Here is a 13367-nt window from a genome sequence, read left to right as displayed (position 1 = left end):
CTCGGAGGGCCCCGTGCGCGCACTCGCCCGACTCGTCAGCGGACACCGCACCGCCTGGGCGGTGCTCGGCGGCACGCTCGTCGTCGTCGCCCTGCTGCTCGCCCTGCTGCCCTCGGGCGACGACGAGGCGTTCCCGCCGTCGGGCCTGCCCGACTCGAGCGAGGCGGCGCAGGTGACCGCGCTGCTCGACGAGTTCCCGTCGGCCGACGCCACCGTGGGGATCCTGGTCTGGAGCCGGGGAGGCGCGCAGCTGTCGAGCGCCGACCTCGCCGCGGTCGACACGGCCGCGTCCGCACTCGCGGAGCAGTCGACCACGCCGCAGGCCGTCCGACCGCAGCTGAGCGACGACGGCTCTGCCGCGCTCGTCGCCGTGCCGCTGTCCGCCGCCGACGTCGAGGCCGACGTGAGCGGCACCGCGACGAGCCTCCGCGAGGCCGCCTCGGCCGGCCTGCCCGACGGTCTCAGCGCGTACCTGACGGGGCCGGTCGGGTTCCAGGACGACGTGTCGAACGCGTTCGCGGGGGCGGACTTCCGCCTCCTGCTCGTCACCGTGGTCGTCGTCGCCGTGCTGCTGATCGTCACCTACCGCAGCCCCGTCCTGTGGATCGTGCCGCTGGTCGTCGTCGGCGTCGCCGACTTCCTGGCGGGCCGGGTGGTCGCCGCGCTGGCCGAGCCGTTCGGCGTGACCGTCGACGCGTCGATCTCGGGAATCCTCTCCGTGCTCGTCTTCGGCGCCGGCACGAACTACGCGCTCTTGCTGGTCGCCCGCTACCGCGAGGAGCTGCTCTCACGGCCCGACCGGCACGAGGCGATGCGGACGGCCGTGCGCAGCGCCGGCCCGGCGATCGCCGCGAGCGGCGGGACCGTCGCGCTCAGCCTCGCGACGCTGCTGCTCGCCGAGCTGTCGGGCAACCGCGCACTCGGGTTCGCGTGTGCGATCGGTGTCGTCGTCGCGATCGCCTTCGCGCTCGTGGTGCTGCCGGCGGCGCTCGTGGTCTGCGGACGCGGGCTGTTCTGGCCGTTCGTGCCCCGCGCCTCCTCTTCCTCCTCCTCCTCTGCCTTCTCCTCTTCCTCCTCTGCCTCCTCTGCCTCTGCCTCTGCCTCCTCGAGCATCGGCACGGACACCGGGGACGCGGGCCACGCTCGTCCCCGCCAGGGCTTCTGGGAGCGCCTCGGCCGTGGCGTCCAACGCCGTCCCGGCCGCGTCGCCGTCGCCGCGGTCGCGGGCATCGGCGTGCTCTGCCTCGGCCTCGGCGGCTACGCCGTCGGCCTCTCGCAGACCGACCAGCTGCTCGGCGACCCCGACTCGGTGACGGCCCAGCGCATCGTCGACGACTCGTTCTCGGCCGGGCTCACCAGCCAGACGATCGTGCTCGCGCCGACCACCGCCGCCGCAGACGTCGTGCGGGTGGCGGAGGGTGTCGACGGCGTCGCCAGCGCCGCGGCCGGCGAGCAGGCGGACGGCCTGACCCGCGTCGACGTCCAGCTCGACGCCGAGCCCGAGAGCGACGAGGCGTCGACGACCGTGCAGGCCCTGCGCGACGCCCTGCACGACGACGGAGGCGCGGTGGCCGACGCCCTCGTCGGGGGCACCGACGCGACCGCCTACGACGAGCGCACCGCCGCCTCCCACGACCTCGGCCTGATCGCGCCGGTCATCCTCGCGATCGTGTTCGCGATCCTCGCCGTGCTGCTGCGCTCGCTCGTGGCGCCGGTGCTGCTCATCGCGTCGGTGCTCGCCACCTTCGCGGCGAGCCTCGGGGCGGCGACGTGGCTGTTCACGCACCTCCTCGGGTTCCCGGCCCTCGACACGAGCGTCACGCTCTACGCGTTCCTCTTCCTGGTGGCGCTGGGGGTCGACTACAACATCTTCCTGACGACGAGGGCGAAGGAGGAGCGGCTGCGGCACGGCACCCGCGAGGGCATGGTGCGCGCCCTGTCCTCGACCGGAGCGGTCATCACGAGCGCCGGCGTGCTGCTCGCCGCCGTCTTCGCGGTGCTCGGGGTGCTGCCCGTCGTCGCGCTCACGCAGGTCGGCGTCATCGTCTGCATCGGAGTGCTGCTCGACACGCTCGTCGTGCGGACGGTGCTGGTGCCGGCGCTGGTGTTCCTCACGGGCGACGCGTTCTGGTGGCCGAGCCGGCCAGCTCGCCGGGACCTGGCGAGAGGCCGCGGATCGACCTCCGAGCCCCTCCAGCGGAGGATCTGAGGCCTCTCGCCCGTCCCGGCCGGGACGAACCGGCAGGAAGTGCTCTTCCGACGGCCGGCGAGAGCACTTCGTGACGGTTCGGCGGCGGGCAGGTCAGCGGCAGGCGCCCCAGAGGCCGGCGGCCGAGTCGCGCGCGGCGGCCTCCGCGGCGACGAACGCGTCCCGGTAGCGGTACGGCTGGTCGTAGGTGTCCTCGGTGCCGAGGCCCGCGGCGACCAGCTGCTGGTTCAGCAGGCTGCCCCCCTCGGTCCAGACGTAGCGCAGCAGCCGGTCGTAGCGGTCGGCGTCGCCCTGCGAGGCGTCGTCCTCGAGCCAGACGGTCGAGCCGACGGGCAGCGCGTCGGTCGTGAACGCGCTCGCCTCGGGGCCGAAGCAGTCGACCGGGGCGTCGGGCTTCACGGTCTCGGGGGTGTCGACGCCGATCAGGCGGAGGCGCTCGCGAGCGCCGTCGGCTGCGGTGACCACGATGACCGTGTCGCCGTCGACGACCCGCTCGACGGTCGCGGCCACGGCTGCGGGCGGGACGCTCGAGGGGACGGACGCGGTCGCACCGGTCGACGCCGAGGTTCCCGCGCTGCCGGAGGAGCCGTCCGGCGATCCCCCGTCGAGCAGCTGCGGGAAAGCGATGACGACCACGGCGCCGACGGCGACGACGGCCAGGCCGAGCAGGGCACGGCGACCGCCGGCGCGTGAGCGGGACCGGTCCCGTGTGCGGCGGCGCGACGCCGCGGTCGAGCGGCTCACTCGGCCAGCCTCGTGCCGCGCAGCTCGGGCAGGGCGAGCGCGGCCACGGCCGCGACGACGAACACCCCGCCGAACACCGCGAAGAGCACCGGCGTGCCGCCGAGGACGAGGAGGGGCGGCACGGTCAGCGGGGCCGCGATCGACGCGATCCGCCCCACTCCCGCGGCCCAGCCCGCGCCCGTGCCGCGCAGCCGCGTCGGGTAGAGCTCGGGCGTGACGGCGTACAGCGCTCCCCACGCGCCGAGGTTGAAGAACGACAGGAACATGCCCGACACGACGATCTGCGTCGCGCTGCCGCTCACGGCGCCGAAGCCGAACGCGGTGGCCGCGACCGCGGACCCGAGGAGGAACACGGCGAGCGTGCCGCGACGGCCCCACTTCTCGATCAGCCAGGCCGAGGCGGCGTAGCCGGGCAGCTGCGCCAGCGTGATGAGCAGCGTGTACTCGAACGACTTCACGAGCGGGAAGCCCGCCTCGACCAGCAGCGTGGGCAGCCAGACGAAGGCCCCGTAGTACGAGAAGTTGGTCATGAACCAGACGACCCAGATCGCGACGGTGCGGCGGCGCAGGCCGTCCCGGAGCAGCGCGGCCGCGGAGGAGGCGCGAGGCGCGTCGGCGGGGCGGGCGTCGGCAGGGGCGGACGGCACTGCGGCCGCCGCTCGCGGTGCCGCGACCGGCTGGGTCACGCCCGCCGCCTCCTCGAACGCGCGCACCGTGCGCTCGGCTTCGTCGTGCCGACCCCTCGACTCGAGGAAACGCACCGACTCGGGCATCCGCAGACGCACGAACACTGCGTAGAGGGCCGGCAGCGCGCCGATCAGGAGCGCCCACCGCCAGCCGTCGTCGCTCGTCGGGATCACGAGGTAGCCCACCAGCGCGGCGGCGATGGAGCCGAGCGCCCAGAAGGCCTCGAGCAGGACGACGACGCGGCCCCGGATGCGGCGGGGCGAGAACTCCGAGACGAGGGTCGAGGCGACCGGCAGCTCGGCACCGAGGCCGAGGCCGACCACGAAGCGGAGCACCAGCAGGGCGCCGACCGACCAGCTGAGCGCGCTGACACCGGTCGCGAGCCCGTAGACGAGCAAGGTCAGGGCGAAGACCGTCTTGCGGCCGAGCCGGTCGGACAGCGAGCCGCCGACCGCGGCGCCGATCGCCATGCCCGCGAAGCCGGCCGACGCGACGAAGGCGAGGGCGCCCTTGTCGCTGCTCCAGACGACGGCGAGCTGCGCGATGACGAACGAGAGCAGCCCGACGTCGAGGGCGTCGAGGGCCCAGCCGAGGCCCGACCCGACGAGCAGGCGTCCGTGCTTGCGCGTGAAGGGCAGCTCGTCGAGCCGCTCGGTGCGGGTCGGGGCCGCGCCGGGCGGGTGCGGCGCACCGGGAGCGGGGGCCGTGCTGGCCGTGCCGGGCGTGGGGGGCGTGACGTCGTCGGTCATCGAGGTTCCTGGGCTGAGGACGGCACGACGCAGGGTCAGGGCGGCGTGGGCGTCGACGCGGAGCCCTCGGCGAGCGCGAGGCCGAGGTGCTGCGCGTACTGCTCGGCCCGGCGTCGCACCTGGGCGCGTCGACGTTCGGTCCACGCTACCCAGGGATCGACCTCGACCGCGACCGTGCCGCGCGCGACGGTGCGCCGCCAGGTCCCCACCACGCGACCGTCGACGGTGACGGCCGGCAGGAACAGGCCGTTCGAGGCAGGCACGAGACGGGAGGCGTCGGCCGGGTCGAGCGACGCCTCCCGTGCCCCGTAGCCCAGCAGCAGCTCGTCGAACGGCGGCAGGAGGCGGAGGTCGCCTCGTGCAGGACGCGCCTGCCGGGCATTCCCTCCTCCAGCCCCTTCGGCTCCTGCGTCCGCCCGCTCGATCCAGGTCGCGTCGCCCACGACGGTCGTCTCCACGTCGTCGACCAGGGACACCGCGTGCCGCGCCTCGGTGAGGGTCAGCCCGCCCCACCACGCGAGGTCGCGCACCGTCGCCGGGCCCCGCCGCGCCAGCCACCGGCGGACGTACTCGGCGAGCGCCTCCTCCCGGTCGTCGATGCGGCGGGAGGCGGGGATCCACTCCTCGAAGAGGGCGAAGCGCTGCTGCGTGCCCCGAGGCGCGGCGAAGACGATCACGCACCGGGCGCTCAGCCAGCGCAGCAGGTGGGAGCCCCGCTCGCCCGCGGTGTCGACGCCGTGACGGGCGACGGCCCCGAGCAGGTCGGGTCTCGAGAGCTGGCCGTGCTCGGCGAGGGCCGCGACCACCGCCTCCTCGGCCAGGGCGAAGTGCCGCGGCTCGAGGCCTGCCCGGCGCCAGAGGCCCGCGCTCGCGGCGAGCGAGCGCGGCGCCAGCAACTCGGTGAGCCAGCGCAGGTCGTCAGCCGCGACCAGGAAGAGCGTGCCTCGCGCAGGCCAGCCACGCACGACGCTGCGGTCGGCGAGCGCGGCCTGCACCGCTGCCGCGTCGGCGCCCGACGTGCGCAGCGCCAGGCTCCAGGTCGCCGCGGCGAGGTCCTGCGCCTGTGTGCCGAGCATCGCCCTGGCGGTCGCCGCGACCGTCGGCTCGCCCGGGACGCTGATGCGCTGGGCCGCGGTGCGGGCGACGGCGACGTCGCGCAGGTGCGCCGTCGAGGTGCGACCGCTCGATGCTGCGGTCGGCGGGCCGGTCGGCGGGCCGGTCGAGGAGGCGCGGGCCATGCCCGCAGTGTACGAGCCGTGAGAGTGCCCGGTGAGGGAGGCGCGGGGACGATGTGGCCGTAAGCTCCGCGCACCGGACCAGCTCGGTCCGACGACGGAGGCACCACCATGGCAGAGAAATCAGCGAAGAAGACCACCGCGAAGGTGGCCGTCCGCAGCCTCAAGGAGAAGCGCGCGGACAAGAAGGCCAAGAGCGGCTCCGCGTCGCACGCCGAGGACGCGGTCTCGAACGTCAAGAAGCGCTAGTCCGACGGTCGGGGGACGTCACGGCAGCGTGATCCCCCTGACCGCAGGGGCCGTGTCTCGTCGCGTTGCGGCCAGCGGGTGACAAGAGGGCCTTTCGTGAAATAACCTCAGGCCGGGGGCGCCACGGTCTCCCGTCTGTGAGGCCCGCATGCACGACCGCTCCGCCATCAGCTCCGCCGTTCGTCCCGCTCGGCCCTCGTGGCTGCCGCGTCGAGCGTCGCTCCGCGGCCTCGCCGCCGCGACGACCACCGGCGTCGTCGCCCTGGCCCTCGCCCTCGGGGGCGCGACCGGCGCCTCCGCAGCTCAGGGGTCGTCCTGGGGCGAGTTCCAGGTCTCCGGCTCGGCCCGCGCCTACACCGGGACGATGACCCTCGCCGGCGGGTTCCCCGCCACGACCTTCACCTCGACCTCGCGACAGGCGACCGTGCCGAGCGGCTCGAGCACCTGGCAGGCAGCCTCGACCCCGCCCGGCGCGCAGTACGGCACGAGCCGTGGGCTGCCCTACCTGAACCAGCGTCCGTCACAGGACTCGCCGACCGCGGCCGGTGCCGCCGTGACGACCTACGCCTTCGCGTCGGCAACGCCCTCGTCTGGCTGGTCGTTCGTGCTCGGCGACATCGACGCCGACCAGGCGACGATCACCGCCACGGGCGTCGGAGGCGCGCCCGTCTCTGCTGCGCAGCTCGGCTTCCAGGGCACGTACAACTACTGCGCCGGCACGGGCACACCGTCGTGCGACAGCGCCGGCACGGGCGACCAGCCCCGCTGGGACGCCGCCACGAGGACGCTGGTCGGCAACGCCGCCGCCGCCGACACCGAGGGCGCCGCCGGCTGGTTCAGCCCGAGCGTGCCGCTCGAGACGCTGACGATCACGTACCAGCAGCGCTCCGGGTTCCCCGTGTACCAGACCTGGTTCGCGACGAAGACGTTCAGCGCGTCGGGGACGGCGACAGTGGGGACGGGCGGGGCGGCGACGCCGTACGCAGGCGCCCGCGTGACGGTGACGAACGCCGCGGGCGACGTCGTCGGGACGACGGAGACCGGGCCGGACGGCTCGTACTCGTTCGGCGCCCTGGTCGCCGCGCCCGGCTACTCGGTGTCGATCGCAGAGCCGGACGGCTCTGCGCCGGCCACGCCGCTGCCGTTCTCCCTCGCGACCGGCGACCTCGGCGGGCTGGACTTCGCCTTCCCGACCGTCGTCGCGCCTCCTGTGACCGCGTCCCTGACGGGCGTCGTGACCGTCGACGGACAGCCTGCCCCCGGCAGGGTGCTCCAGCTGCTCGCGGACGGGGACACCGACCCCCTCGGCACGACGACGACCGGCGCCGACGGCCGCTTCGCGGTCCCCGGCCTCGACCCCGAGGGCCTCTACTCGGTGGTCGACGTGGCCTCGGGCACCGCGTACGTGGCCTACCAGCCGAGCGACCGTGTCTACGCGATCCCCGCGGCCCCGGAGACCGTCGAGGTCAGCGGCACGATCACGAACGCCGACGGCACGCCCGCGGCGAACGAGACCCTCGACTTCGTCCCCGTTCCCGACGACGCGACCGCACAGCCCACGGGCCCTGACGTGTCCGTGGTGACCGGTCCCGACGGCAGCTTCGAGGCCGAGGGGCTGACGCCGGGCGGCGACTACGTCATCGTCGTCGGCGACGACGCCGAGAACCCGATCCCCTTCACGGCGCCCGCGCTCGGCGAGACGCCCCCGCCGTTCGAGCTCGTCGTGCCTGCTCCCGAGGTGCTGATCGACGGGACCGTGCTCGACTCCGACGGAGCGGCGGCACCCGGCATCGTCGTCGTCGCCACGCCGGTGGACACCACCACCCCGGTCGACCCCGTGGTCACGGCGACGACCGACTCCCTCGGGCGCTTCGTGCTCGACGGCCTGGTGTTCGGCAGCGAGTACACGCTGACCGTCGACGGCGTGCTGCAGCCGGCCACCGTCGTCGCCGACGCGAGCCGGACGATCGGGCCGTTCACGCTGGCCGCCGCCGAGGTGCCTCCGGTCCAGCCGCCGGTCGAGCCGCCCGTGACCGACCCGGGTGCGGGGACGCCGAGCACACCTCCTGCGGGCGGTGCGGGCACCGGCGGCCCCGGGACCGGCGGCACGAGCACGAGCACCGGCGCGGCCGGCGGTCGCGGGCCGCTCGCCTTCACCGGCAGCGACGTCGACCAGCCGCTCCTCCTCGCCGGCGGGCTGCTGGCGGCGGGTCTCGGCCTGGTGGGCGCCAGCGCCGCGCTGCGGCGTCGTCGTATGGCGCCGGCCACGGTGGCGGAGGCGCGCTCCTCGCGGGGCTGACCCGCGCCTCCTGCGGACGGCGCACAGCGCACGGGTGTTGCCTGACGTCATGAAGAACACCACACTCGGCAGCGTCGACGGCGGACTCGACGTGGGCCGCATCGGCCTCGGCCTGATGGGCATGTCCGCCTTCTACACCGGCAGCGGCACCGACGACGACGAGTCGGTCCGCGTGATCCACGCCGCGCTCGGCCGCGGGGTCACCCTGCTCGACACGGCCGACATGTACGGCCCGCACACGAACGAGCAGCTGCTCGGCCGGGCGCTCAAGGGCCGTCGGGACGACGCAGTGGTCGCGACCAAGTTCGGCAACGTCACCGACCCGGAGGCGCGAGCCGAGCGGGCGATCGACGGTCGCCCCGAGTACGTGCGCAAGTCGATCGACGGCTCGCTGAAGCGGCTCGGGATCGACCACGTCGACCTCTACTACCAGCACCGAGTCGACCCCCTGGTGCCGATCGAGGACACCGTCGGCGCGATGGGCGAGCTGGTCGAGGCCGGCAAGGTGCGGTTCCTCGGGCTGTCGGAGGCATCACCCGAGACCATCCGTCGCGCCCACGCCACGCACCCGATCACGGCGCTGCAGACCGAGTGGTCGCTCTGGAGCCGCGACGCGGAGGCCGAGGTGCTGCCCACCGTGCGTGAGCTCGGCATCGGCTTCGTCCCCTACTCGCCGCTCGGACGCGGGTTCCTCACCGGCGCGCTCCGTTCGGTGGACGAGCTGGCCGACGACGACTTCCGTCGTTTCAACCCGCGGTTCGAGGGCGACAACCTCAAGGCCAACGTCCGCATCGTCGAGCAGGTCGACGAGGTCGCCCGCCAGGTCGGCGCGAAGCCCGGCCAGGTCGCTCTCGCGTGGCTGCTCGCCAAGGGCGAGGGCATCGTGCCGATCCCGGGCACGAAGCGCCGCACCTACCTCGACGAGAACGTGGCGGCCGACGCGATCGAGCTGAACGAGGAGCAGGTGCACCAGCTCGACGACGTGGCGGCGCCGAAGGGCGATCGCTACGCGGACATGTCGACGATCGACCGCTAGCTCGTAGCCGCTGCTTTAGTCGCTGCTGTAGCTGCTGCTGCAGTCGCTGCTGTAGCTGCTCCTGTAGCTGCTGCTGTAGCTGCTCCTGCTCGGTTTTCCGTCGAGGGCGGGTCGCTTGCATCGAGGGCGGGTCCGCGACGACCCGCCCTCGACGACGTCGACCCGCCCTCGAGCGCGCGACGTGCGAGAGCTGCAATTCGTCGCGCTGGAGTCGCCGGGCACGAGGCGCGGCGCGTGGCGGGGCGCGCGACGAGCCGAGCCGAGGAGGCGCGGGTACGGTCGAGCGATGGACGACGTGATCAGACGGCGCGCCCTGGTGCACGGCACCGTGCAGGGCGTCGGGTACCGCTTCTCGACCGAGGGCGAGGCGGACCGCCTCGGCGTCGACGGCTTCGTGCGCAACCGGCCGGACGGCACGGTCGAGGTGGAGGTCGAGGGCACGCCTGCGGCCGTCGGGCAGCTGCTGGCCTGGCTCGAGGAGGGCCCCGCCGGCGCGGACGTGTCGCGCGTCGACGTGGAGGAGATCGCCCCCACCGGCGAGGGCGGCTTCGAGACGCGGCACTGACCCGTGCCCACCGGCACCGGCTCGCGCCCACCGGCACCGACCTGCGCGGCCCCGGACGAGAGGACCCGGCCCGGGTGCTCGCACGCACCCGACAGCGTGGAGTCCCCGGACCGGGCCGGTGGCGCCCTCGAAGGGCGCGCCATCAGTAGTACCAGGCTGCGCCGGGGCGTCCGCTGAGACTCGCGGCTCATGTTCCGATCGGTGCAGCCCGCGCAGGTTCACCACCCGCACCTCACAAAGGAGGCGCGTCGTGCGTCTCCATGATGAGTACCATCAGCCGAGACAGGAGCCCCCATGAGCACGATCTCCGTCGTCCACACGACGATCGACAGCCCCGTGGGCACCCTCACCCTCGTCGGCGGTGACGACGGCCTGACCGGCCTCTGGTTCCCCGAGCACCGCCGCCTGCCCGATCCGGCCGGGTTCGGTCCGAGATCGGCGGTGGGCACGGGGCTTTCCGACTTCGTCGAGGTCGAGAGCCAACTCGCGTCGTGGTTCGCCGGCGAGCGTCGCGTCTTCGACCTGCCCCTCGCCCCGGTCGGCACCGAGTTCCGGCAGCGGGTGTGGCAGCAGCTCGCTGCCATCCCGTGGGGCGAGACGCGTACCTACGGCCAGCTCGCGCTCGGCCTCGGCGACGTCAGGCTGGCCCGGGCCGTGGGTACGGCCAACGGGGCCAACCCCCTGAGCATCGTCGTGCCGTGCCACCGGGTCGTCGGCTCGGCCGGCTCCCTCACCGGGTACGCCGGCGGGCTCGACCGCAAGCGGTTCCTGCTCGACCACGAGGCCCCGTCGGCGTCCGGCTCCGGTCGGCTCTTCTGACGTGCCTCCCTTCGATCGTGTCGTCGAGCTGCACGGCACCACCGTGCTCCGCGTCTGCCGGGCCCTGCTCGACGCGGCCGACGCCGACGATGCCTGGTCCGAGACGTTCCTGGCCGCCCTCGTCGCGTGGCCAGACCTGCCGGCAGACGTCAACGTCGAGGCGTGGCTCGTCACCGTCGCCCGTCGCAAGGCACTCGACGTCATCCGGGGCAAGAGCCGTCGACCCCAGCCCGTCGAGCTGGTGCCCGAGTCCGCGCCGCCGGTCTCCTTCGACGAGCTGCTGGCTCGCGATGACGCACTGCTCCGCGCAGTCCGGTCCCTGCCCGAGGGGCAACGCGACGCGGTGGTGCTGCACCACCTCACCGGGCTCAGCCACCTCGAGGTCGCCGAGCTGACGGGCCGGAGCCACGCCGCCTGTCGACGCGCCGCCGCCGACGGCGTCGCCGCGCTCCGCCGGGTGCTCGGCCCGGGCGACGAGACCGCCGCCGCCCCTGCCTCTGCCTCTGCCCCTGCCCCTGCCCCTGCCCCTGCCTGGGAGGAATTCTCCCTTCCGACATCCCCCCGACACGCGACGCCCCGAGAAGGAGCACGGCGATGACCGACACCGCACCCGACGTCGACACGGCGCTGCAGCGCCGTCTCGCCGAGGCGACCGGCACCGAGGCGGGCCCCCGCCTCGACGAGCACCTCGACCTGCTCCGCGACCGGCTCGCCGACGAGGCGGCCGCCGTCGGCACCGTCGACGTCTTCTGGCGGACCGTCCCGTCGCCCGTCGGGCCGTTGCTGCTCTGCGCCACGGACGTCGGCCTCCTCCGTGTCGCCTTCGAGGTCGAGGACCACGACGCGGTGCTCGACCGGGTCGCCGTCCAGGTCGGCTCCCGGGTGCTGCGGTCCGCCCGTCGTCTGGACGACGTCGCCGTCGAGATCGACCAGTACTTCGCCGGCCGTCGACGAGGCTTCGATCTCGTGCTCGATCGCCGGCTGTCGAGGGGCTTCCAGCGGACGGTGCTCGAGCACCTGCCCGAGATCCCCTACGGCGAGACGGCGAGCTACGCCAGGGTCGCCACGGCGAGCGGCAGCCCGCGTGCGGTCAGAGCCGTCGGCACAGCCTGCGCGACGAACCCGTTGCCCGTCGTCGTGCCTTGCCATCGCGTAGTGCGCAGCGACGGCACCCCCGGCCGGTACCGCGGCGGCGAGGCCGCGAAGGCGGTCCTGCTCGGGCTCGAGTCGCAGCTCGCGTCGGGAGCCCGCTCGTGAGCGGCGTGGTGGTCGGTGACGACGGCCTGGCCCGGCCCCCGTGGGCAGCCGTCGATCCGCTGATGCGCGAGTACTACGACACCGAGTGGGGCATGCCCGTCCGTGACGAGCGCGGGATCTTCGAGCGGCTGAGCCTCGAGGCCTTCCAGTCGGGGCTGTCGTGGGCCACCATCCTGCGCAAGCGCGAGGCCTTCCGCTCGGCGTTCCGCGACTTCGACCCCGACGTGGTGGCCAGCTTCGACGACGCCGACCGAGAACGCCTGCTCGCCGACGCGGGCATCGTGCGCAACCGGCTCAAGATCGACGCGACGATCACGAACGCCCGCGCGACCGTGGCCCTGCGCGAGCACGGCGGGCTCGTCGAGCTCGTGTGGTCGCACAGGCCGGCCGAGACTCCTCGCCCCGTCGAGCTCGCCGACGTGCCGACGACCTCGCCCGAGTCGGTGGCGCTCTCGAAGTCGCTCAAGGCCGTCGGCTTCGCGTTCGTCGGCCCGACGACCATGCACGCGCTGATGGAGGCCACCGGCATCGTCGACACCCACCTGGTCGACAGCCACCGACGGGGCTCGTCGGGCGTCTGGAGCACGACCCCGTGACCGACCTCGCGGCACGCCCCTTCGAGCTGCGGCTCGAGACCGACGGCCCGTACGACGCCGCTCACGCGATCGGCCTGCTCGCGGCGCACTCCGTCCCGGGCGCCGAGCTGACCGACGTCGCCGCGGGCACGCACTCGCGCCTCGTCGACGTGGCCACGGCCGACGAACCGAGCCGCGTGCTGCGGCTCGACCTGCGGCTCGAGCCGAGCGGTGTCGACGTCGTGGCCACCGCCTCCTCGGGTCTCGCCGCCTCGCCAGATGACCGCGACCGGGTCGAGCGGCTGGTCCGTCGGTGGCTGGACCTCGACGCGGACTCCGGCGCGGTGCTCGCCGGCCTGGGCGACGACCCCGTGCTCGGCCCGCTCGTCCGCGCACGACCGGGCATCCGCATCACGGGCAGCCCCGACGGCTGGGAGGCGGCGGTCACCACCGTGCTGGGGCAGCAGGTCTCGCTCGCGGCCGCCCGCACCTTCGCGGGACGGCTCGTCACGGCGCTCGGCAGCGACGTCGCAGGCACGGGCCTCCGCAGGTTCCCCCGGGCCGACGTCGTCGCGGCCCTGCCCGTCGACGAGCTCCGGGCCGCCGTCGGCGTCACCGGAGCGCGCGGCCGCACCCTGCACGCGGTCGCCGAGGCCGTGGCCGAGGGCCTCGTCATCTCCCCCGACGGCGATCGCGCGGCGACGCGGGCCTCCCTGCTGGCCCTGCCCGGCATCGGCCCCTGGACGGTCGACTACCTCTCCGTCCGCGCCCTGGGCGACCGCGACGCCTACCCGGCCGGAGACCTCGTGCTCAGGCGGGCGCTGGGCGGCGTCACGACGAAGCAGGCCGAGGTCGCGTCCGCGCCCTGGGCACCGTGGCGGGCCTACGCGCTCTTCCACCTGTGGTCGCACGCCCTGCCGACCGTCCCCTGACCCGCAGTCCG

At 74.4% G+C, this 13367-nt stretch carries 13 protein-coding genes; 10 read left to right on the top strand and 3 right to left on the bottom strand.

The annotated features are described in order from the left end of the window. Positions 1-13: 13 nt before the first annotated feature. Complete coding sequence (locus tag JOE35_RS05280) at positions 14-2209, top strand: MMPL family transporter (RefSeq protein ID WP_209560211.1); 2196 nt, start codon at positions 14-16, stop codon at positions 2207-2209. Positions 2210-2302: 93 nt separating this feature from the next. Here the strand turns inward: JOE35_RS05280 and JOE35_RS16040 are convergent, their stop codons facing one another. From JOE35_RS16040 to JOE35_RS05265, 3 genes are read right to left on the bottom strand one after another with little or no spacing between them, the layout of a single operon-like run. Then, entirely contained in the window at positions 2303-2953 is a 651-nt protein-coding gene (locus JOE35_RS16040) for a thermonuclease family protein (protein ID WP_209560210.1), read from the bottom strand. Further along, positions 2950-4389 carry an MFS transporter gene (locus JOE35_RS05270; protein ID WP_209560209.1) on the bottom strand — a complete coding sequence of 480 codons (1440 nt, stop codon included), beginning with the start codon at positions 4387-4389 and terminating at the stop codon, positions 2950-2952. The genes JOE35_RS16040 and JOE35_RS05270 overlap by 4 nt, the downstream gene beginning before the upstream one ends. A gap of 35 nt (positions 4390-4424) precedes the next feature. After that, the gene (locus JOE35_RS05265; RefSeq protein ID WP_209560208.1) at positions 4425-5627 is read right to left on the bottom strand and encodes a winged helix DNA-binding domain-containing protein; all 1203 of its coding nucleotides are present in this window, start codon (positions 5625-5627) and stop codon (positions 4425-4427) included. A 108-nt stretch (positions 5628-5735) separates the two neighbouring features. Here JOE35_RS05265 and JOE35_RS05260 point away from each other — a divergent pair, with 108 nt between their 5' ends. The 9 genes from JOE35_RS05260 to JOE35_RS05220 all read left to right on the top strand — a co-directional run bounded on the left by JOE35_RS05260 (position 5736) and on the right by JOE35_RS05220 (position 13356). Next, positions 5736-5873 carry a hypothetical protein gene (locus tag JOE35_RS05260; protein ID WP_209560207.1) on the top strand — a complete coding sequence of 46 codons (138 nt, stop codon included), beginning with the start codon at positions 5736-5738 and terminating at the stop codon, positions 5871-5873. A gap of 148 nt (positions 5874-6021) precedes the next feature. Beyond that, complete coding sequence (locus JOE35_RS05255) at positions 6022-8172, top strand: collagen binding domain-containing protein (protein ID WP_209560206.1); 2151 nt, start codon at positions 6022-6024, stop codon at positions 8170-8172. 49 nt (positions 8173-8221) lie between these two features. Next, complete coding sequence (locus JOE35_RS05250) at positions 8222-9208, top strand: aldo/keto reductase (protein WP_209560205.1); 987 nt, start codon at positions 8222-8224, stop codon at positions 9206-9208. Positions 9209-9494: 286 nt separating this feature from the next. Next, positions 9495-9773 carry an acylphosphatase gene (locus JOE35_RS05245; RefSeq protein ID WP_209560204.1) on the top strand — a complete coding sequence of 93 codons (279 nt, stop codon included), beginning with the start codon at positions 9495-9497 and terminating at the stop codon, positions 9771-9773. A 294-nt stretch (positions 9774-10067) separates the two neighbouring features. Further along, positions 10068-10592 (top strand): methylated-DNA--[protein]-cysteine S-methyltransferase, encoded by a 525-nt coding sequence (locus JOE35_RS05240; RefSeq protein ID WP_209560203.1) that lies wholly within the window; start codon positions 10068-10070, stop codon positions 10590-10592. 1 nt (position 10593) lies between these two features. Further along, on the top strand, positions 10594-11190 hold the full coding sequence (locus tag JOE35_RS05235; protein WP_209560202.1) for an RNA polymerase sigma factor: 597 nt from the start codon (positions 10594-10596) through the stop codon (positions 11188-11190). Next, entirely contained in the window at positions 11187-11849 is a 663-nt protein-coding gene (locus tag JOE35_RS05230) for a methylated-DNA--[protein]-cysteine S-methyltransferase (RefSeq protein ID WP_209560201.1), read from the top strand. The genes JOE35_RS05235 and JOE35_RS05230 overlap by 4 nt, the downstream gene beginning before the upstream one ends. After that, positions 11846-12445, top strand: a complete 600-nt coding sequence (locus JOE35_RS05225) for a DNA-3-methyladenine glycosylase I (protein ID WP_209560200.1) — start codon at positions 11846-11848, stop codon at positions 12443-12445. The genes JOE35_RS05230 and JOE35_RS05225 overlap by 4 nt, the downstream gene beginning before the upstream one ends. After that, positions 12442-13356: an AlkA N-terminal domain-containing protein gene (locus tag JOE35_RS05220; RefSeq protein ID WP_307802947.1), complete on the top strand. Its 915-nt coding sequence runs from the start codon at positions 12442-12444 to the stop codon at positions 13354-13356. Before JOE35_RS05225 ends, JOE35_RS05220 begins: the two co-directional genes overlap by 4 nt. Positions 13357-13367: the final 11 nt, after the last annotated feature.

This window comes from Frigoribacterium sp. PvP032, from assembly GCF_017833035.1.
Classification (GTDB): domain Bacteria; phylum Actinomycetota; class Actinomycetes; order Actinomycetales; family Microbacteriaceae; genus Frigoribacterium.
This window is presented reverse-complemented; position numbering and strand designations above follow the sequence as displayed.

Coding starts and splice junctions, on each gene's coding strand:
- JOE35_RS05270 (WP_209560209.1), bottom strand. CDS start 4,389: ATGACCGACGACGTCACGCCCCCCACGCCCGGCACGGCCAGCACGGCC.
- JOE35_RS05265 (WP_209560208.1), bottom strand. CDS start 5,627: ATGGCCCGCGCCTCCTCGACCGGCCCGCCGACCGGCCCGCCGACCGCA.
- JOE35_RS05260 (WP_209560207.1), top strand. CDS start 5,736: ATGGCAGAGAAATCAGCGAAGAAGACCACCGCGAAGGTGGCCGTCCGC.
- JOE35_RS05255 (WP_209560206.1), top strand. CDS start 6,022: ATGCACGACCGCTCCGCCATCAGCTCCGCCGTTCGTCCCGCTCGGCCC.
- JOE35_RS05250 (WP_209560205.1), top strand. CDS start 8,222: ATGAAGAACACCACACTCGGCAGCGTCGACGGCGGACTCGACGTGGGC.
- JOE35_RS05245 (WP_209560204.1), top strand. CDS start 9,495: ATGGACGACGTGATCAGACGGCGCGCCCTGGTGCACGGCACCGTGCAG.
- JOE35_RS05240 (WP_209560203.1), top strand. CDS start 10,068: ATGAGCACGATCTCCGTCGTCCACACGACGATCGACAGCCCCGTGGGC.
- JOE35_RS05230 (WP_209560201.1), top strand. CDS start 11,187: ATGACCGACACCGCACCCGACGTCGACACGGCGCTGCAGCGCCGTCTC.